20 protein-coding genes are annotated in these 19,399 nt (G+C 66.9%); 6 read left to right on the top strand and 14 right to left on the bottom strand.

Translation table 11 applies throughout. The features are described from left to right. Nucleotides 1–67: 67 nt before the first annotated feature. Nucleotides 68–472 (bottom strand): GFA family protein, encoded by a 405-nt coding sequence (locus P0086_RS03810; protein ID WP_275782564.1) that lies wholly within the window; start codon nt 470–472, stop codon nt 68–70. A 200-nt stretch (nt 473–672) separates the two neighbouring features. Here P0086_RS03810 and P0086_RS03815 point away from each other — a divergent pair, with 200 nt between their 5' ends. Beyond that, on the top strand, nt 673–1,503 hold the full coding sequence (locus P0086_RS03815) for a class II glutamine amidotransferase (protein ID WP_148149281.1): 831 nt from the start codon (nt 673–675) through the stop codon (nt 1,501–1,503). Nucleotides 1,504–1,529: 26 nt separating this feature from the next. Here the strand turns inward: P0086_RS03815 and coaBC are convergent, their stop codons facing one another. The 4 genes from coaBC to ubiE all read right to left on the bottom strand — a co-directional run bounded on the left by coaBC (nt 1,530) and on the right by ubiE (nt 6,323). Continuing rightward, complete coding sequence (gene coaBC / locus P0086_RS03820; RefSeq protein ID WP_275782823.1) at nt 1,530–2,756, bottom strand: bifunctional phosphopantothenoylcysteine decarboxylase/phosphopantothenate--cysteine ligase CoaBC; 1,227 nt, start codon at nt 2,754–2,756, stop codon at nt 1,530–1,532. A 105-nt stretch (nt 2,757–2,861) separates the two neighbouring features. Beyond that, the gene (locus tag P0086_RS03825) at nt 2,862–3,623 is read right to left on the bottom strand and encodes an ion channel (RefSeq protein WP_275782567.1); all 762 of its coding nucleotides are present in this window, start codon (nt 3,621–3,623) and stop codon (nt 2,862–2,864) included. Nucleotides 3,624–3,825: 202 nt separating this feature from the next. Further along, the gene (ubiB, locus tag P0086_RS03830; RefSeq protein WP_112609080.1) at nt 3,826–5,400 is read right to left on the bottom strand and encodes a 2-polyprenylphenol 6-hydroxylase; all 1,575 of its coding nucleotides are present in this window, start codon (nt 5,398–5,400) and stop codon (nt 3,826–3,828) included. A 143-nt stretch (nt 5,401–5,543) separates the two neighbouring features. Further along, nucleotides 5,544–6,323 (bottom strand): bifunctional demethylmenaquinone methyltransferase/2-methoxy-6-polyprenyl-1,4-benzoquinol methylase UbiE, encoded by a 780-nt coding sequence (gene ubiE, locus P0086_RS03835; RefSeq protein ID WP_112600115.1) that lies wholly within the window; start codon nt 6,321–6,323, stop codon nt 5,544–5,546. A 180-nt stretch (nt 6,324–6,503) separates the two neighbouring features. On the opposite strand from ubiE, the gene mutM reads away from it, so the two are divergent. Continuing rightward, nucleotides 6,504–7,394: a bifunctional DNA-formamidopyrimidine glycosylase/DNA-(apurinic or apyrimidinic site) lyase gene (mutM, locus tag P0086_RS03840; protein ID WP_275782572.1), complete on the top strand. Its 891-nt coding sequence runs from the start codon at nt 6,504–6,506 to the stop codon at nt 7,392–7,394. A 76-nt stretch (nt 7,395–7,470) separates the two neighbouring features. Here mutM and gshB read toward each other — a convergent pair whose 3' ends face one another. From gshB to rsmI, 9 genes are all read right to left on the bottom strand, one after another. Next, nucleotides 7,471–8,418 carry a glutathione synthase gene (gene gshB, locus P0086_RS03845; RefSeq protein WP_275782574.1) on the bottom strand — a complete coding sequence of 316 codons (948 nt, stop codon included), beginning with the start codon at nt 8,416–8,418 and terminating at the stop codon, nt 7,471–7,473. Between the two features lie 104 nt (nt 8,419–8,522). Next, nucleotides 8,523–9,026: a cupin domain-containing protein gene (locus P0086_RS03850; protein ID WP_112609074.1), complete on the bottom strand. Its 504-nt coding sequence runs from the start codon at nt 9,024–9,026 to the stop codon at nt 8,523–8,525. Between the two features lie 116 nt (nt 9,027–9,142). Continuing rightward, nucleotides 9,143–10,138 carry an endonuclease gene (locus P0086_RS03855; RefSeq protein WP_275782579.1) on the bottom strand — a complete coding sequence of 332 codons (996 nt, stop codon included), beginning with the start codon at nt 10,136–10,138 and terminating at the stop codon, nt 9,143–9,145. Beyond that, the gene (locus tag P0086_RS03860) at nt 10,135–11,262 is read right to left on the bottom strand and encodes a sn-glycerol-3-phosphate import ATP-binding protein UgpC (protein ID WP_275782581.1); all 1,128 of its coding nucleotides are present in this window, start codon (nt 11,260–11,262) and stop codon (nt 10,135–10,137) included. The genes P0086_RS03855 and P0086_RS03860 overlap by 4 nt, the downstream gene beginning before the upstream one ends. 10 nt (nt 11,263–11,272) lie before the next feature. After that, on the bottom strand, nt 11,273–12,115 hold the full coding sequence (gene ugpE / locus P0086_RS03865) for a sn-glycerol-3-phosphate ABC transporter permease UgpE (protein ID WP_112600036.1): 843 nt from the start codon (nt 12,113–12,115) through the stop codon (nt 11,273–11,275). A 7-nt stretch (nt 12,116–12,122) separates the two neighbouring features. After that, a complete protein-coding gene (locus P0086_RS03870) occupies nt 12,123–13,004 on the bottom strand; it encodes an ABC transporter permease subunit (protein WP_112600037.1) in 882 nt (293 codons plus the stop codon). 206 nt (nt 13,005–13,210) lie between these two features. Continuing rightward, nucleotides 13,211–14,509, bottom strand: a complete 1,299-nt coding sequence (locus tag P0086_RS03875; protein ID WP_275782584.1) for an extracellular solute-binding protein — start codon at nt 14,507–14,509, stop codon at nt 13,211–13,213. A 127-nt stretch (nt 14,510–14,636) separates the two neighbouring features. Continuing rightward, nucleotides 14,637–15,005 carry a YraN family protein gene (locus P0086_RS03880; RefSeq protein ID WP_275782587.1) on the bottom strand — a complete coding sequence of 123 codons (369 nt, stop codon included), beginning with the start codon at nt 15,003–15,005 and terminating at the stop codon, nt 14,637–14,639. After that, complete coding sequence (rsmI, locus tag P0086_RS03885) at nt 14,995–15,918, bottom strand: 16S rRNA (cytidine(1402)-2'-O)-methyltransferase (RefSeq protein WP_275782590.1); 924 nt, start codon at nt 15,916–15,918, stop codon at nt 14,995–14,997. The genes P0086_RS03880 and rsmI overlap by 11 nt, the downstream gene beginning before the upstream one ends. A 256-nt stretch (nt 15,919–16,174) precedes the next feature. On the opposite strand from rsmI, the gene dnaN reads away from it, so the two are divergent. The 4 genes from dnaN (at nt 16,175) to pyrF (ending at nt 19,397) form a co-directional block, all read left to right on the top strand. Further along, a complete protein-coding gene (dnaN, locus tag P0086_RS03890) occupies nt 16,175–17,293 on the top strand; it encodes a DNA polymerase III subunit beta (RefSeq protein WP_112600041.1) in 1,119 nt (372 codons plus the stop codon). 206 nt (nt 17,294–17,499) lie between these two features. Then, the gene (pmtA, locus tag P0086_RS03895; protein WP_148178300.1) at nt 17,500–18,102 is read left to right on the top strand and encodes a phospholipid N-methyltransferase PmtA; all 603 of its coding nucleotides are present in this window, start codon (nt 17,500–17,502) and stop codon (nt 18,100–18,102) included. 9 nt (nt 18,103–18,111) lie between these two features. Further along, a complete protein-coding gene (locus P0086_RS03900) occupies nt 18,112–18,696 on the top strand; it encodes a histidine phosphatase family protein (protein ID WP_275782595.1) in 585 nt (194 codons plus the stop codon). A 2-nt stretch (nt 18,697–18,698) separates the two neighbouring features. Continuing rightward, complete coding sequence (gene pyrF, locus P0086_RS03905; protein ID WP_275782597.1) at nt 18,699–19,397, top strand: orotidine-5'-phosphate decarboxylase; 699 nt, start codon at nt 18,699–18,701, stop codon at nt 19,395–19,397. The last annotated feature ends 2 nt before the right edge of the window (nt 19,398–19,399 follow it).

Raw genomic sequence — 19,399 nt, forward strand, 5'->3', positions numbered from 1 at the left:
CTTGTCCAGCGTATCCCCCCGACGGGCTGTGCCCGAACCGGGTGCGCTTAAAGCACAAGCAGCGCCGTCATTCCTCATCGCGGGATGGCAGGCCGGCGATGTCCAGGGCCCATGGCAAGGCCGAGCGGCACCAGATCTGGCGCTTCGGCACAAGATCGCGGCGCTGGTTGATCGTTCCCACCCGGATGCCGACCTCGTCCGCGTCCTCGTCCTCGCCGGTGCGATAGCAAGGCGAACCGCATTTCGGGCAAAAATGCTGGAAGCTGCGGCCGCCGCTGTCGCCGGTCTTCACATAGACTGTCGGCGTGCCGCGCGTCAGGCGAAAGTCCTCTGCCCTGGCGGCAGCGGTGACCCGGTAGGCGGCCCCCGTCATCTGCTGACAGTCCCTGCAATGGCAGATCGAGACGCGGTCGGGATCGATCTCCGCCTCGTAGGCGATGTGTCCGCAGTGGCATTGCCCGTCGATCCGCATCCCGGCCTCCCATGCCGTTTCAGTGCGCGCTCTCCGGCCGGTCCGCGCCCTGATCGGGGGGCTGGCCCGCCATGGGGCAAATGGTTTCCGCGCCATTTACCTCCGTTAACGCAATTTTACCCTTTTTCGATGATTCTCGCAGGAGCACATGCATTCCTCCCCTTCGGCCGTTCCGGCCGGCAGCCAAGCGAGTCGAACCTATGTGCCGTTGGGCAGCCTATCGCGGTGAACCGCTCTTTCTGGAGGAGCTCGTCTCCTCGCCCGCGCATTCGCTGATCGAGCAGTCCCATTGCGCGACCCGCGCCAAGACGGCGACCAATGGCGACGGCTTCGGCATCGCCTGGTACGGCGAGCGGCCGGAACCCGGACGCTATCGCGACATCCTGCCGGCCTGGTCGGACTGCAACCTGAAGAGCATCGCCCGGCAGATCCGCTCGCCCCTGTTCCTCGCCCATGTGCGGGCGGCGACCGGCGGCGGCACGCGGCGCGACAACTGCCATCCCTTCGTCCACGGCGTCTGGTCCTTCATGCACAACGGCCAGATCGCCGATTTCGAGCACCTGCGCCGGCCGATGGAAACGATGCTCGACAACGACCTCTATGCGGCCCGGACCGGGGCGACGGATTCGGAACTGCTGTTCCTGCTCGCCCTGCAGTTCGGCCTGGCGGAGGACCCGCTCGCCGCCGTCGCCGAGACGATCGCCTTCGTCGAGCGGCTGGCGCGGCACCTGGAACGCCGGGTGCTGGTCCGCTTCACCGCCGCGCTGTCGGACGGTCGCACGCTCTATGCCGTCCGCTACGCCACCGACCTGCGGGCGCCGACGCTCTACGCCGCGCCGATGGGCGGAGCCGGCGGCTATTGCCTCGTCTCCGAGCCGCTGAACGACGACACCGACAGCTGGGTCGAAATCCCGGACGGCAGCGCCGTCGTGCTCGGCGAGGACGGCGTCGATGTCCGCCTGTTCGCGCCAGCCGGGCGCCCGGCGCCGCAGACGGGGCACACAGGGCCGGAACTCGCCGTCGCCGGCTGATCGCAGCGCCTCGGCGATCCGATACCCTAAGACAGGGCCGCCAGCCTTTCGGCGATCAGCGCCGCGAGCCGCTCGGCCACATCCTCCTTCGTGAGGTCGGGCCAGGCGTCGATGCCGCCTTTCGAAACGATGCGCACGCTGTTGCGGCTGCCGCCCATGATGCCGGTTGCCGGCGAGACGTCATTGGCGACGATCAGGTCGGCGCCCTTGCGCTTCAGCTTTTCGCGCGCATTCGCCTCGAGGTCCTGGGTCTCGGCCGCAAAGCCGATGACCAGCTTCGGCCGGAGCGCATGGTGGCCGATCGTCTTCAGAATGTCGGGGTTTTCTGCAAGCTTCAGCGGCGGCGGCGCCTCGCCGGGCTTCTTCTTGATCTTCTCGCCCGCCGTGGCCGCGACGCGCCAGTCGGCGACTGCTGCGACCATGACGGCGATGTCGGCCGGCAGGCCGGCGAGAACGGCGTTCAGCATCTCTTCCGCCCGCTCGACATGGATGGTCGAAACGCCCGCAGGATCGGCGATCTCGACCGGCCCGGAAACGAGCGTGACATCGGCACCGAGCTTGGCCAGCGCGGCTGCGATCGCATGGCCCTGGCGGCCGGACGAGCGGTTGGCGATGTAGCGCACCGGATCGATCGGCTCATGCGTCGGGCCGGAGGTGACGATCGCCTTCCTGCCGGCGAGCGGACCAGCCGCCGGATGTCCGCCGCCACCGAGGCGGGCCTCGACGGCTGCGACGATTTCCAACGGCTCGGCCATGCGCCCGAGCCCGGCCTCGCCGCCCTCCGCCATCTCGCCCGCATTCGGCCCCACGAACCGGATGCCGTCGCCAGCCAGCGTCTCGGCGTTGCGCAGCGTCGCCGGATGCGCCCACATCCTGGGGTTCATCGCCGGCGCGATCAGCACCGGGCGGTCGGTCGCCAGAAGCACGGTCGAGGCGAGGTCGTCGGCCAGGCCGTTCGCCATCTTGGCCATCAGGTCGGCCGTGGCAGGCGCGACGAGCACGAGGTCGCAATCACGCGCCAGCCGGATATGCCCGACATCCTGCTCGTCCTCACGCGAAAACAGGTCGGTGAAGACATGGCCCGCGGACAGGGCACCGACGGCGAGCGGGGTGACGAACTGCTGCGCGCCGGCGGTCATCAGCGGGATCACGCTTGCGCCCCGCTCGCGCAGGCGGCGGATCAGGTCGAGGCTCTTGTAGGCCGCGATCCCGCCGGAAATGATCAGGAGAATGCGCTTGTCCTTCAACGTCATGGGCAGGGTCATGTGCCGCTCCGGCGGAATGAGGTCTGTTGCGTTCCTACCGCCTTCTCCGCCCGTTTCCAAGCGGCCGTGCGATCCTCCGGGCGTGGGCCGCCGTCACGAGCCCTCGTCGGGGATGTTCAGCACGTGGCCGCAGGCCTTGCAGTGCACGGCATCGGCGTCGTGGCGCTGGAGGCCGCATTGCGGACAGGAGAACGACACCTTGTGCGGACGCACGATCGTCTGCGCCAGCCGCACGAACAGCGAGATGCCGATGATCATAGTGACGATCGAGGTGAGCTTGCCGAGCGTGCCGGGCAGGGTGATGTCGCCGAAGCCGGTGGTGGTCACGGTGGCGACGGTGAAATAGAGCGCGTCGACGAAGCCGCTGACGTTGTCGCCGTAGAAGAAGGTCGAATAGACGAACCCCGTGACGAGGAAGAGGAACACGAGGAAATTGACGCAGGCCTGGATCGTATCCTCGTAGTCGGAAAGGCCCTGCCGCCGCAGGATCAGCGAGAACAGCCGGCTCTGGCTGACCGACCAGATGCGCAAGGCGCGCAGGAAGGCGAAGTTGGCGAGCTGATTGGGAAACAGCAGCGTGGCGAGGATGAACAGATCCACCCAGTTCATCGGCCTGCCGAGCCAGTAGCGGAAGCTGGGCGCCACCAGCACGCGGGCCACGATCTCGAAGGCGATGATGACGGCGACGACGTAGTCGACCAGCAGATAGGCGTTGCCGGCGCGAAGATAGGGCCCCATCAGGAAGAAGACGATGATGGCGAGATCGATCGTCATCATGGCGAACTGGAAGGCGATGGAACGAGGGTCGCTGCCGAAATAGAGGCCGCGCAGACGACGGCGCAGCGCCGCTATCATCGAATTCTGTTCCCCGGAATGCTCAAGCTCAGCCATGGCGGCAATGTATGTCGCGCCCTGCCCGGGTCAAGCGGATGCGGCCGCCCCGCATGCGGTCCAGGTCGAGGTCCTTCGGTTCATCCCGGCGCCGGATCGATGTGGGACAGGCGTGCTGCGCCGCAGCATGCGGTGCGGCACGAAAGGCGGCGAAGGTAAGCCGATGCTAACCTATGGCCCAGGCGATATAGACGAGTGCAGCGGCAATCACCCATAGCGCGACGCGGCCCGAGCGGCCGTGCCGGGCTTCCGACTTGCCGATCGCTTCCGCCGTGGCCTCGTCGAAGCGGAAACCTTTCTCGGCCATGGAAGTAAGGTCGAGGGACAGTTTTTCGGCCTTCGCGGCGATCTCGGGGGCGGCCTCGGCCAGGCGGAGCGCGGCATGGGCGCCGTCGCGCAGGTCGGCGAGGATGCGCTTCGGGCCGAGATTGTCGCGGATCCAGCCGCCGACGACCGGCTCCGAGGCCTTCCACATGTTGAAGCGCGGGTTCAGCGTGCGCGCCACGCCCTCGACGACGACCATCGTCTTCTGCAGCATGACGAGCTCGGTGCGGGTCTCCATGTCGAAGAGCTCCGTCACCTCGAAGAGAAGCGTCAGCAGCTTGGCCATGGAAATGGTCTCGGCAGGCTGACCGTGGATCGGCTCGCCGATGGCGCGGATCGCCTGGGCGAAGCTTGCGACGTCGTGATGGGAGGGCACGTAGCCGGCTTCGAAGTGGACGTTCGCCACGCGGACGTAGTCGCGGGTGATGAAGCCGAACAGGATCTCGGCGAGGAAGCGGCGCTCCTTGCGACCGAGGCGCCCGACGATGCCCATGTCGACGGCGACGATGTGGCCTTCCGCATCGACGAAGAGATTGCCCTGGTGCATGTCGGCATGGAAGAAGCCGTCGCGCAGCGTATGGCGCAGGAACGACTGGATGAGGGTATCGGCGAGCACGTTGAGGTCGTGGCCGGCGGCGCGCAGGCCCTCGATGTCCGACATCTTGACGCCGTCGATCCACTCCATGGTGACGACATCGCGGCCGGTGCGCTCCCAGTCGACCTTCGGCACGCGGAAGCCCGAATCGCCGGCGGTGTTCTCGCCGAGTTCGGAAAGCGCGGCGGCCTCGAGCCGCAGGTCCATCTCGACCTTGGTGGTCTGCTCCAGCGTGCGCGTCACCTCCACCGGCTTCAGCCGGCGGGTGTGCGGCAAGAACCGCTCCTGCAGGTGCGAGGCAGCATACATCGCCTGGAGGTCGTGGACGAAGCGCTGGCGCACGCCGGGGCGGATGACCTTGACGGCGACGCGGCGCTCGCCGTCCTTGTCGCGGACCACGGCGGGGTGCACCTGGGCGATCGAGGCTGCCGCAATAGGTTCGTCGAAACTTACATAAAGATCCTCGACGGGACGGCCGAGCGAGCCCTCGACGGTGGCCTTGGCCTCGGCCATCGGGAACGTCGCCATGCGGTCCTGCAGCGCCGAGAGATCCTCGGCGATCGCGACGCCGACGACGTCGGGACGGGTGGCCAGGAACTGGCCCATCTTGACGTAGGAGGGCCCGAGCCGCTCGATCGCATGCGCCAGTCGCGCGCTGCGGCCCTCGCCCGGCTTGCGCCTGCGGGCGAAGAGACCGGCGACGCCGGCAAGGAAGCGGGCGGACGCGGGCATCTCCTGCACCGGCAGTTCCGAGACAACCCCCTCGCGCACGAGCACCCAGCCGACGCGGGCGAGGCGGAGATAGGCGGCGGGATTGGTCATGCGACGCCACCACGCAAGCCGCGGAACGACTGTTTTCCACGGGCGCCGGCGGCAAGCGTTACGGCAGCATCATCAGCGGGGCCTGCTGCGGAGCGAGGCGGGGTCCCGGCGATCCGGAGCCTGTCAGCGGACTGGGGCATGTGTCAGAGCTTCCAGCCGGAATGAAGGGCCGCGATACCGCCGGTGTAGTTGGTGTAACTGACGCGCGAAAAGCCGGCGGCCCGGATCATTTCGGCAAAGTCGTTCTGGTCGGGAAACTTGCGGATCGATTCGACCAGGTACTGGTAGGGTTCGGCCTCGCCGGTGACCATCTTGCCGAACTGCGGGATCGCCTTGAACGACCAGGCGTCATAGAAGCGGTCGAGCAGCGGAACCTCGACCTCGGAGAATTCGAGCACCAGCAGCCGGCCGCCGCGCTTCAGCACGCGATAGGCTTCCGAGAGCGCCACGTCGATGCGCGGCACGTTGCGGATGCCGAAGGCGATCGTGTAGGCGTCGAAGGAATTGTTCTCGAAGGGCAGTTCCTCGGCGTTCGCCTCGACGAAATCGAGATTGGGCGTCAGCCCCCGCTTCGCGGCGCGATCGGCGCCGACGGCCAGCATCGAGCCGTTGATGTCGAGCACGGTGGCATGCGCGAGCCGGCCGGAGGCCTCGACGATGCGGAAGGCGATATCGCCGGTGCCGCCGGCGACGTCGAGAACGCGGTAGGAGGCGTCCTTGCGCGGGTTCAGCGCCGCAATCATCGCGTCCTTCCAGGCCCGGTGCAGGCCGGCAGACATGATGTCGTTCATGATGTCGTAGCGCTTGGCGACCTTGTGGAAGACGTCGTTGACGAGCGCCTGCTTCTCGCCCGCGGCCACCTGACGGAAACCGTAGGAGGTTTCCATGCCGCCATCCGCCGAGGTGCGTTCCCGATCGCTCATGTCCGTCTCCTGCTGTTGCGCCGCCGGCCGGTCCGTGACCGTTCGCGCCGCGGTTGCCGGCTGCGGCCGGTTCCCGGCCTGCGGCATCGTCGCGCTGGTATATAGGATAAAGATCGGCGATAGGGAATTGCGAAGCGGCGGCAAATGCGTCGCAGGGTTAAATCGCATCGGGAGTTCGCAATGCCGGAATTGCCGGAAGTGGAAACGGTCAGGCGCGGCCTGGCGCCGGTGATGGAGGGCGCGGTGATCGCCCGCGCCGAACTGCGCCGCCCCGACCTGCGCTTCCCCTTCCCCGCAGCCTTCGCCGAGGTTCTTGCGGGACGGAAGGTGCTCTCGCTCGGGCGGCGGGCGAAGTACCTCCTGGTCGACCTCGAGGGCGGCGACGTCGTCATCGCCCATCTCGGCATGTCCGGCTCGTTCCGCGTCGCCGGACCGGAGGCGGAGACCGTCCCCGGCGATTTCCACATCCCGCGCGGCAAGGACGAGCGGCACGACCACGTCGTCTTCCACCTCGACACGGCGAAGGGGCCGCAGCGGGTGATCTACAACGATCCGCGCCGGTTCGGCTTCATGGATCTCGCCCGGCGCGAATCGCTGTCGGAGCATCCCTACCTGCGCGAACTCGGCATCGAGCCGACCGGCAACGCGCTCGACGCCGCCTATCTCGCGGCGCGCTTCCGCAGCCGCAGCCAGCCGCTGAAGGCGGCCCTGCTCGATCAGAAGACGATCGCGGGGCTCGGCAACATCTACGTCTGCGAAGCGCTGTGGCGGGCGCATCTTTCGCCGGAGCGGGCCGCGGGCAGCCTGGTGACGGCTGCCGGCAAGCCGCGCAAGGAACTGGTGGGGCTGACGGAGGCGATCCGCGCGGTGATCGCGGATGCGATCGAAGCCGGCGGCTCGACGCTGCGCGACCATATCCGCGCCGACGGCTCGCTCGGCTACTTCCAGCATTCGTTCTCGGTGTACGACCGCACCGGGGAGGCCTGCCGCACGCCCGGCTGCAGCGGCACGATCGACCGCATCGTCCAGGCCGGTCGTTCGACCTTCCGCTGCGTCGTCTGCCAGAAATAGCCGCAGGCACAGGCGACGGCCGTCCGCGCGGCACCGCGCGCGGTCACCCGTCTTTGGCGGACCGTTGCGCTTCCGCCTACTGGCGCTTCGCCTCGATCGCGTCCCACAGCAGGCTTGCGATATCGGCGCCGCCGAATTTCCTCACCTCGCGGATGCCGGTCGGCGAAGTGACGTTGATCTCGGTCATGTAGTCGCCGATGACGTCGATGCCGACGAGCAGGAATCCACGTTCCTTCAGCGCCGGGCCGATGCGGGCGCAGATCTCCTCCTCGCGCTTCGTCAGTTCGGTCGCCTCGGCGCGGCCGCCGACATGCATGTTCGAACGGCTGTCGTGTTCGGCGGGGACGCGGTTGATCGCGCCGACCGGCTCGCCGTCGACGAGGATGATGCGCTTGTCGCCCTTGCGCACGTCCGGCAGGTAGGCTTGCGCGATGAACGGCTCGCGGAACATCTGGCCGAACATCTCGAGCAGCGAGGACAGGTTGCGGTCGTCGCGGGTGGAATGGAAGACGCCGGCGCCGCCGTTGCCGTAGAGCGGCTTGAGGATGATGTCGCCCATCTCCTCGCGGAAGCGGCGGATCTCGGCCGGGTCGCGGGTGATCAGCGTCGCCGGCATCAGGTCGGCGAATTCGGTAACGAAGATCTTTTCCGGCGAGTTGCGCACCCAGGCGGGATCGTTGACCACCAGCGTCTTCGGATGGATGCGCTCCAGCAGATGTGTCGAGGTGATATAGGCCATGTCGAAGGGCGGATCCTGGCGCAGCAACACCACGTCCATCGTCGAAAGGTCGATCCGCTCGGGCGCTCCGAGTTCGTAGTGATCGCCCTTGACGTCGCGCAGCCGCATCGGCTCGACGGTGGCGTAGACCTTGCCGTCGCGCAGGCTGAGCTTGTCGGGTGTATAGTGGAAGAGATTGTAGCCGCGCGACTGCGCCTCGAGGCTCATGGCGAAGGTGGAATCGCCGGCGATGTTGACAGTGGACACATGGTCCATCTGGACCGCGACGTTCTTGATCTTTGCCATGGATGGTTCCTCACGGATTGCCGATCACATTTAGGACCGGGGCCGCGCAAACGCAACGGGCGGAGCACGCAGGCCGCGCCGTCGGTCGCAATCCTTCCGATGGATCAAGCCGCGAGGCCGCCGCCCTGACCGCCGCCCGGGCGCATCATGTCGCGCAGCCGCAGCGCCAGCGTGACGGGCGCCGGAAACTGCTTGCGGCAGAAGGCGATCTTGCGGACATAGGTGTCGACGCGCCAGGTCGCCCAGGTCTTGCCGGCGAAATAGGCGATGTCGCCGGCACGCAGGGTGCGCTCTGCGCCGTCCTCGGCGGTGACGTGCACCGCGCCCTCCAGGATCATCACCGTCTCGTCCCAGCCGAAGTACCAGCGGAAGGTCCCCGCCGTGCAGTCCCAGATCGCCGTCGTCGACTGGTCGTCGTGGCCGCGGGAATGGAGCGCCAGGCGCGCGTGCGGCTTGCCGTCGAGGATCCAGGACGGCTCGATCGGCGCATCGACCATTTCCATCTCGTCCATGGAGGCGGCGATCAGCGGCCGCGGCGGCAAGGCCCTTGCCGGGATCGTGCGCACTGCCATGCCGATCGCACTCGCGAGCATCAGCTTCAAAACCATCGAAGTCCCCTCTTCGCCATCCCAGGGAACATAGAAGGAGAAGGTTCGAGGTGCGTTCACGCGGCTGCTACAATTTTAGCGATCACGGCCCGTGGTAGCGCCTGATGCTGCCCCCCCTACTCGAAGCCCTCGATGCTGCAGACGATCAGGTCGTGGTCGGAGAGCGGGCGGCCGGTCTCGTCGAGCGAAGAGACGATACGGGTCTCGCCGACGAGGAGGCCGCGGGCCAAAAACCAGTCGAGCTTCATCGCCCGCTCCGGCCAGCGGGTGATCAGGCTCGGGCGCGTGGTCATGACGTCGAGCGGGCCGCCATGGCGGGTGAAGCCGCGTACGGCCGCCTGACGAAACAGCCCTTCCGCCTCGAAATCGCCGCCCGCATGGTTGCCGGTGTTGAGATCGCCGCCGATCAGGACCGGCAGGCCGGGAAAGGCCTGGTCGAGCGCGGCGATCAGGCCGACCACCTGGCGTTCGCGATAGGCCGCCGTGGTGGCGCTTTCGACGTGGACGGAGACGGCGACGAAGGGACCGGCCTCGGTCTCAATCACCGCGCCGATCGCCATGCGCTCGCCGAGCCGCGGCTGGTCGCCGCCGTCGATGAACCACAGCCGCTCACCTTCGAGGCGGAGCAGGAAGGGCTGCTTCAACGACACACTTGCCATCAGGCCGTTGCCGTGGAAGCCGTGCAGGTTGAAGTCGTCCTTGCAGAATTCGCGCTCGGTTTCGGAGCCGAGGCCGAGTTCGAGGAATTCGACGCCATAGGCATAGGCCATGCCGAGGTGGCCAGCGAGTTCGGCCGTCGTGTTGCGCTGGCCTGTGCGGGCCATGCCGCTGTCCATTTCCGAGACGAGCACGAGGGGCGCGGAGGTCGCCCGCCGCAGCAGCGCCGCCGTCGCCTCGGGAAACAGGCAGCGTTCCAGGTTCCACGCGGCGACCTCGAAGGGAAAGGCGAGCGGGCCGGTCGCTGTGGCGCTGCCGCCGGTCTCGATCGCGTTCATGAAGGGCAGCGACGCCATCCTGTCGTCATGGGCTTCGATCGTGCGCGGCAGGGTGGCGACCTGCGCGCGGATTTCCTCCGGCGCGCCTGCGAGCGCCGGGACGGTCGTGCGGATCATCGGGCGATCTCCAAGAGGTCGGCAGCCGTGGTCGTGCGGTGCGCTTCGACCGACGACCAGGCGAGACGGCGGCCGGTCTCGGCATCGAAGAAGTGCAGCCGGCCGATCGGGACTGCGACCTGCATCTCGCCGGACAGCGGCGCATCGGCGCCGAGCGCCACGGTGACCGTCTGATCGCCGACCGTGCCGTGGACGAGGCGCTGGGAGCCCAGTTCCTCGACATAGTCGACGCGCAGCGGCATGGTGCCGAGGTGGCCCGCTGTGTCGCTGGGTGCAGCCACCTGCAGGTCCTCGGCGCGGAAGCCGACGGTGACCGCCCCTTGCGTCGGCACCGCCTTGCCGAGATCGATCAGCGCCGGGCCGATCGCGAGCCGGCTGCCATGCAGTTCGCCCTGCACGAGGTTCATCGCCGGCGAGCCGATGAAGCTTGCGACGAAAGTGGAGGCGGGTGCGTGGTAGACGTCGAGCGGCCGGCCGATCTGCTCGATGCGGCCGCCGCTGAGGACGACGAGCCGGTCGGCCAGCGTCATCGCCTCGAGCTGGTCGTGGGTGACGTAGAGCGAGGTGGTGCCGACCCGGCGCTGCAGCCGCTTGATCTCGCCGCGCATGGACACGCGCAGCTTGGCATCCAGATTGGAGAGCGGTTCGTCGAAGAGGAAGGCGGAGGGCTGGCGGACGATGGCGCGACCCATGGCGACGCGCTGGCGCTGGCCGCCGGAGAGCGCCCGCGGCTTGCGGTCGAGATAGGGGCCGAGCTCCAGCATGCGGGCGGCCTCGGCCACGCGCGCCTCGATTTCCGGTTTCGGCGTGCGGCGGTTCTTCAGGCCGTAGGCGAGGTTTTCGCGCACCGTCATGTGCGGATAGAGCGCGTAGTTCTGGAAGACCATGGCGATGTCGCGGTCGGCCGGCTCGACATCGTTGACGACGCGGCCGCCGATCCGCACCGTGCCGCTCGAGATCGTCTCGAGCCCGGCCACCATGCGCAGCAAGGTCGACTTTCCGCAGCCGGAGGGGCCGACCAGGACGATGAACTCGCCGTCGGCGATGGAAATATCGACCTCGCTCACCGCCGGCACGTTGCCGTGATAGACTTTCGATACCTTGTCGATCTCGATCGTTGCCATCGACTTATCCTTACTTGTCGCTTTCGGTGAGGCCCTTGATGAACCAGCTCTGGAAGATCACCACGACGAGAACGGGCGGCAGCATGGCGAGGACCGCCAGCGCGAAGGCCTCGTTGTAGTCGGGGATCTGCGAGCCGATCCAGACCTGGAGGATCTGCTTGATGCCGCGCATCAGGGTGAAGAAGCGCTCGTCCGTCGTCATCAGCATCGGCCAGAGATACTGGTTCCAGCCATAGACGAACATGATGATGAAGATCGCCGCGATCATCGTCTTCGACAGCGGCACCAGCACGTCGATGAAGAACTTGAACGGCCCGGCACCATCGATGCGGGCCGCCTCCAGAAGCTCCTCCGGCACCGACTTGAAGAACTGGCGGAAATAGAAGGTGCCGGTGGCGGAGGCGAGCAGCGGCACGATCAGGCCGGTGTAGCTGTTGATCAGGCCGAGGCTGCTCATCACCTCGTAGGAGGGCATGATGCGCACTTCGAGCGGCAGGAGCAGCGTGGTGAAGATCACCCAGAAGGCGAGTGTCGCGAAGCGGAAGCGGAAATAGACGATCGCATAGGCCGCCAGCATCGACAGCACGATCTTGCCGGCGGCAAAGCCGATGCCGAGGATGAAGGAATTCATCATCATTCGCGCGCCGGTGACCTGGCCGGTGAAGCCGCCCTGGCGGGTGAGCACCTTTTCGTAGGTCTCGACGAAATGGCCGCCGGGCGAGAGCATCAGCCCACGGGAATGAATGGCGGCGGCCTCGTGCGACGACGTCATGAAGGCGACGACCACCGGCAGCACCAAGAACAGGGCGCCGAGGATCAGGACTGCATGGTCGAGGATGCGGGTTCGGTGCATGGGCGCCTCAGGTGTAGTGGATGCGCCGCTCGATGAAGCGGAACTGCAGCACGGTGAGCACGAAGACGACGATCATCAGGATCACCGACTGGGCGGAGGAACCGCCGATGTCGTTGCCGCGGAACCCGTCCATGTAGACCTTGTAGACCAGCGTGATCGGGTTGTTGGCCGCCTTGTCCTTCACCATCACGTCGATGACGCCGAAGGTGTCGAACAGCGCGTAGGTGACGTTGATGATCAGGAGAAAGAAGGCGGTCGGCGCCAGCAGCGGGAAGATGACGGTCCAGAAGCGCTTGATGCCGGAGCGGCAGTCGATCGCGGCGGCCTCGCGCACCGAGGCCGGAAGGCCCTGCAGGCCGGAGAGGAAGAAGATGAAATTGTAGGGGATCTGCTTCCAGACGGCGATGACGACCATGGCGAAGGCCGTGTCGAAATAGCTGAGCCCCACCTTCATCTCCCAGCCGAAGAAGGCGGCGATCTTCACGAAGGGGCCGATGTGCTGGTCGAAGAACATCATGCCGATCAGGCCGGCAACCGGCGGGGCGATGGCATAGACGGAGATCAAGAGCGTCTTGTAGGTGGCGTTGCCGCGGATCACCGCATCGGCCTTGACGGCGAGCAGCAGGCCGAGCGCCAGCGAAAAGAAGGTGACGAGGGCGGTGAAGATCGCCGTGAAGCGGGCGATCGCCAGATATTCCGGATTGGCCAGCACGCCCAGATAGTTGTCGAGGCCGACGAAGGTCGAGCCGAAGCCGAAGGGATCCTCCAGGTAGAAGGAGGACTGGATCGCGCGCACCGACGGCCAGTAGAAGAAGATGACGATCACCGCCAGCTGCGGCGCCAGGAACAGATAGGGCAGCAGCGGCGAGGAGAACTGGACGCGCTTCATTGTCGAGCCTTCAAGCGGGCGGGTGACACTTGTCTGCATCGCCATTGCCACTGACCTCTTGTTTGGGGATTGCTCCTCACCCCGGCCCTCTCCCCGCGAGCGGGGCGAGGGGGGATGGAGACGTTGCGCCGCGGGTCCTTCTCCCCGCTCGCGGGGAGAAGGTGGCCGGCAGGCCGGATGAGGGGCGGACTGTTCCGCCTGCCCGATCAGCCAGCCGTCTTGGCGAAGCGGGCGAGCAGTTCGTTGCCTTCGCGTTCGATCGTATCGAAGGCATCCTTGACGGTGGTCTCGCCGGAGAAGATGCGGCCGTACTCGCGCTCCATGATCTCGCGGATCTGCGGATAGAAGCCGAGGCGGTAGCCCTTCGACCATTCGCCGCCCGGCAGCATCAGCTGCTTGATGCCGACTTCGGCGGCCGGGGTCTTCTCGTAGTAGCCCTCGGACTTGGCGAGCTCGTAGGCTTCCTTGGTGATGGCGACGTAGCCGGTGGCCTGATGGTAGAACTTCTGGATTTCCGGCGAGGTCAGGAACTGGAAGAAGTCGGCCACGCACTTGTTTTCCTCGGCTGGCTTGCCGGCCATGGCGAAGAGGGCCGCGCCGCCGATGAAGGAATTGGTGCCGGCGCCGGCGATCGAGCCCCAGTAGGGCAGGAAGGTCGCGGAGAACGGCATCTGGGCGGTCTTCTGCAGGCCGCCGAAGGAACCGGACGAGCCGACCCAGAGGGCCACCTTGTTTTCCTCGAACGGCTTCTGGTTGTCCGCCCAGCCGGCGCCGTAATAGGCGAAGTAGCCTTCGTCGGCCCAGGCCTTCAGCTTCTCGAACATCATGACGAGGTTCGGGTCGGTGACCTTCAGCTTGGTATCGACGACGGTGTCGTAGCCGTTGTTGTTGGTGGCGAACTGGATGTTGTTGCGCGAGAAGAAGTTTTCCGTGAACTGCCAGGTGAGCTGCGCCTGGACGAGCGGGATGTAGCCGGCTTCCTTCAGCTTCGGCGCGATCTGCTCGAACTCTTCCCAGGTCTTCGGCGCCTCGACGCCGGCCTTCTTCAGCGCCTCGTCGTTGATGTACATGATCGGCGCGGACGAGTTGAACGGCATGCCGACGAACTTGCCGTCGCTGTCGGCGTAGAAATAGCGCACGCCCTCGATGAAGGCGTTGCGGTCGAAGTCGTAGCCGGCTTCCTTGATCAGGTCCTCGGCGGGAACGACCGCGCCCTTGGCGTTGATGATGGTCGCGGCACCGGCATCGAAGACCTGCAGGATGTTCGGCTGCTCGCCGGAGCGGAAGGCGGCGATGCCCGAGGCAAGGGCTTCCTCGTAGGTGCCCTTGGAGACCGGCGTCAGCGCGCAGGCCGACTGGGCGGCGTTGAACTTCTGCGCCACCTCGTTGATGACCTCGCCGTTGCGGCCGGCCATGCCGTGCCACCAGGTGATGTTGGTCGCGGCAAGCGACGACGTCGCGGTCAGGGCAATCGAAACTGCTGCGAGGGAAAACTGCTTGATCATGGAAGGATCCTCTCCACCGGTTAGATCGGTGTGCGAGTGCCTAGTGCCCCACCATGACGGGCGCGTAACAGTTTCATGGCAGCAGGATTACAATTCACATCGCTTTCGTTTTGCTTTCTCTTTTCCGTCAGAATGCGTCCGGCAGGTGCCGCGGCAGGCGCCAGGGGAGAACGGCGACGATGTCGTAACGGATGGAAAGCCGATGGGCATCCGGCTGGCGGGCCAGCCAGACGTCGCTGGCGGCGCGGATGCGGCGCTGGGCCGATGCCGTCACGGCGAAGACGGCGCCTGCCTCGCTCGCCCGCGCCTTGACCTCGATGCAGGCGACCAGATCGCTCTTGCGGGCGATGATGTCGATCTCGCCGACCTTCGTCCGATAGCGGATCGCGACGATGCGATAGCCCTTGGCGAACAGGTAGAGGGCGGCGACCATCTCGGCGCGGTGACCGCGGCGGAAGGCCTTCCGGCGCAGCCTCTTGCCGGCCTCATCGTCCATCGCCGGCCTTCAGTTCGAGCAGGCGCTGGTAGAGGTCGCGCCGGTTCATGCCGGTGAGGCGCGCCGCCTCCGTCGCGGCCTTGCCGGCCGGCATGTCGCGCACCAGCCCTGCCAGCAGCGCGTCGACGTCGGCCGCCTCCGGCGGTGCCTGCTCCGTCGGGGGGCCGATGACCAGCACGATCTCGCCCTTCACCTGCGGGTTTTCCGCATAATGCGCGGCGAGCCCCGCGAGCGTGCCGCGGCGGAATTCCTCGAAGGCCTTGGTGAGCTCGCGGCAGACGGCGGCGGGACGATCGGCGCCCAGCACGTCGGCGGCGGCGGCCAGCGTGGCGCCGATGCGATGCGGGGATTCGAAGAAGACGAGCGTCGCCGGAACCGTGGCGAGCTCGCCGAGGCGGTCCCGCCTGGCCTTGTCTTTCGTCGGCAGGAAGCCCGCGAACAGGAAGGCGTCGTTGGGCAGGCCCGAGCCGACGAGGGCTGCCAGCGGCGCCGAGGCGCCAGGGATCGGCACCACCTTGTGGCCGGCCGCCAGCGCGAGCTGGCCGAGGCGATAGCCGGGATCGGAGACGAGCGGCGTGCCGGCATCGGAGACGAGCGCCACGGACCTGCCCTCGTCGAGTGCCGCAACCAGCCTCGGCCCGACCTCGTCGGCGTTGTGCTCGTGATAGGCATAAGGACGGGTGGCGATGCCGTAACGGTCGAGCAGCACGCGGGTGACACGGGTGTCCTCGCAGGCGAGCACGTCGGCGCCGGCCAGCGTTTCCAGCGCCCGCAGGGTGATGTCGCCCAGATTGCCGATCGGGGTCGCGACGAGATAGAGCGCCGGCTCCAGCGGGCGGGCGGCGACGAGCGCGCCGTGGACGCGGTAGTGGCGGGCAGCCGGCGCTGCCTCCCTGTGCGGCTGTTCCTGCATTCTCGGCTTACATTCCTGCCGCCGCCTCCGGACCTCGGGGCGGTCTTCGTCTCCTTATGGGCGAGGCAAGGACGGGCCGCAAGGGCGCGGGTGCATCGGCATGCCGCGGTATCCCCTGTCACGATCGCCATGCCTCTTGCATTCCGCCGGTCAAATCTGCCAATTTGCCCGTCCACATCCTTCCGGCGCCAGCCGGCAAACAAGAAGACGCCGTGCCGGCGCCGCCGGCGGGCAAGCGGTCGAAAGCGATACTCCAATGCGCATCACCATCGAGCGGTCCAACCTCCTGAAGTCGCTGAACCACGTCCATCGCGTGGTCGAACGGCGCAACACGATCCCGATCCTTTCGAACGTGCTGCTGCGCGCGGACGCCGGCAGCCTGGAGATGAAGGCGACAGACCTCGACCTCGAGATCACCGAGGCGACGCCGGCCCAGGTCGAGCAGGCCGGGGCGACGACGGTGCCCGCCCACCTGCTCTACGATATCGTCCGCAAGCTCTCCGACGGCTCCGAGGTGCAGCTCTCCAACACGCCGGATGGCGGCGCCATGACGGTGACATCGGGCCGCTCGAAGTTCTCGCTGCAGTGCCTGCCGCAGTCCGATTTTCCGGACCTGACCGCCGGCAGCTTCAGCCATACCTTCAAGCTGAAGGCGACCGAGCTGAAGATGCTGATCGACCGCACCCAGTTCGCGATCTCGACGGAGGAGACGCGCTACTACCTGAACGGCATCTTCGTGCACACGATCGAAAGCGACGGCAAGCTGAAGCTGCGCGCGGTGGCGACCGACGGCCACAGGCTGGCGCGCGCCGACGTCGAAGCCCCGTCCGGCTCCGAGGGCATGCCCGGCATCATCATCCCGCGCAAGACGGTCGGCGAGTTGCAGAAGCTGGTCGACAATCCGGATCTCGTCGTCACCGTGGAGGTCTCGGATGCGAAGATCCGCTTCACCATCGGTTCGGTGGTGCTGACCTCCAAGCTGATCGACGGCACCTTCCCCGACTACCAGCGGGTCATCCCCGCCAACAACGACAAGGAACTGAAGATCGACTGCCAGTCCTTCGCCCAGGCGGTCGACCGCGTCTCCACCATTTCGTCCGAACGCGGCCGCGCGGTGAAGCTGGCGCTGAGCGAGGGGCAGATGACGCTGACGGTGAACAATCCGGATTCCGGCAGCGCCACGGAAGAGCTGCCGGTCGGCTACGAGAGCGACCCGCTCGAGATCGGCTTCAACGCGAAATATTTGCTCGACATCACCGCGCAGCTGTCCGGCGAGGAGGCCGTGTTCATGCTGGCCGATCCGGGCTCGCCGACACTGGTGCGCGATCTCGCCGGCGACGACGCGCTCTACGTGCTGATGCCGATGCGCGTCTAGGATGCGGGGTCGGCTGTGAGATCAAAGCGGCGGGTCGGATGGCCCGCCGTTTCGCTTTCCGGTGACAAGCTGTTGATCTGGCGCGAACAGACTTGTTTTTGACGCAAACGGCTACACATAGTGTGCCATCGAATAGACACGGTTCAGGGGATCCGGTCCGCACGGGCGCCGGGTCGGTTTCCTTGACGGCCACACCGGGGGACGACATGAGTTTGCGTGTGAAGGTGAAGGAACGGCTCGGCAGGAAGTTTGACGAGGAGATCCGCTTCTTCAAGGGCTGGATCAGCAATACCCGCGCTGTCGGCTCGATCATCCCCACCTCCTCGGTGACCGCGCGCCGGATGGCGAGCGTGGTCGATCCGCATTCGAACCTCCCCGTCCTCGAACTCGGCCCGGGCACGGGCGCCATCACCAAGGCCATTCTCGAGGCGGGCGTGGCACCGGAAAGGATCGTCTCGGTCGAATACTCCACCGATTTCTACAACCATCTCGTCGAACGCTTCGAGGGCGTGAACTTCATCAATGGCGACGCCTTCGATCTCGATGCCACGCTCGGCCCGCTGAAGGACGTGCAGTTCGACAGCGTCGTCTCGGCCGTGCCGCTGCTGAACTTCCCGATGCATCGCCGCGTCGCGCTGATCGAGGACCTTCTGCGGCGCATCCCGGCCGGCCGCCCGGTCGTACAGATCTCCTACGGGCCCGTGTCGCCGGTGACGGCAATGCCGGATCGCTACCAGATCAGCCACCTCGACTTCGTCGTGCGCAACATTCCACCGGCGCAGCTGTGGACCTACCGCAAGACGAACTGAGCGACGGCCGTGTTCGCCCTCTACATCACCCATCCGCAGATCCGGATCGAACCCGACGTGCCGGTGCCCCGATGGGGACTGTCGGAGATCGGCCGCCAGCGCGCCGAGCAGGCGGCCGGGTCGGCCTGGGTCCGGTCGCTCAGGCGGATCGTCTCCAGCGACGAGGTGAAGGCGGTCGAGACGGCGGAAATCCTGGCGGCTGCAGCCGGGATCAAGGTCGAGATCGCCCATGGCATGGGCGAGAACGACCGCAGCGCCACCGGCTTCCTTCCGCCCGACCGTTTCCAGGAAGCGGCCGACTGGTTCTTCGCCCATCCGACGGAGAGCTTCCGCGGCTGGGAACGGGCGGTCGACGCGCAGGCGCGGATCGTCGCGCAGGTGGACGAGGTGCTGAACAACCACGATGAGAGGCAACCGATCGCCTTCGTCGGACACGGCGGCGTCGGGACGCTGCTGAAATGCCACCTGCAGGGCCTGCCGATCGCGCGCAGCCACGACCAGCCCGGAAGCGGCGGCAATCTTTTCGCCTTCCGGCTTGAAGATCGCACCGTCACATGCGACTGGACGGCGATGGAGTCGTGGAAGGGGATCTGAACATGGATGCACGCGAGCGCCTGATCGTCGGGCTGGACGTCCCGACCGTGGCCGAGGCGGAGGCGAAGGTTCGCGCGCTCGGCGACAGCGTGCTCTTCTACAAGATCGGCTACCAGCTGGTCTTTGCCGGCGGGCTGGAGTTCGCCCGCGAGCTCGCGCAGGACGGCAAGAAGGTCTTCCTCGACATGAAGCTGCTCGACATCGACAACACGGTGGCCAAGGGCGTCGAGAACATCGCCAGGATGGGCATGTCGATGCTGACGCTGCACGCCTATCCGAAGGCGATGCGGGCTGCGGTCGAAGCGGCGCGCGGCTCCGGCCTCTGCCTGCTCGGCGTCACCGTGCTGACGTCCATGGACAAGGACGACCTCGCCGAGGCCGGCTACGACTGCGACCCGCGCACGCTGGTGTTGCGCCGGGCGGAACAGGCGCGCGCCGCCGGCATGGGCGGCATCGTCTGCTCGGCCGAGGAGGCCGCGGCCGTCCGCAAGATCACAGGGCCGGACATGGCGGTCGTGACGCCCGGCATCCGGCCCGCCGGCGCGGAGAAGGGCGACCAGAAGCGGGTGATGACGCCCGCGGAGGCGCTGAGGGCCGGATCGAGCCACCTCGTCGTGGCCCGGCCGATCGTCATGGCCGACGACCCCCGCGCCGCCGCCGAGGCGATCCTTGCCGAGATGGCCGGCGCACGCGCGGCATAGAC

Origin of the sequence: Mycoplana sp. MJR14 (assembly GCF_029210525.1) — a bacterium.
Lineage (GTDB): Bacteria > Pseudomonadota > Alphaproteobacteria > Rhizobiales > Rhizobiaceae > Mycoplana.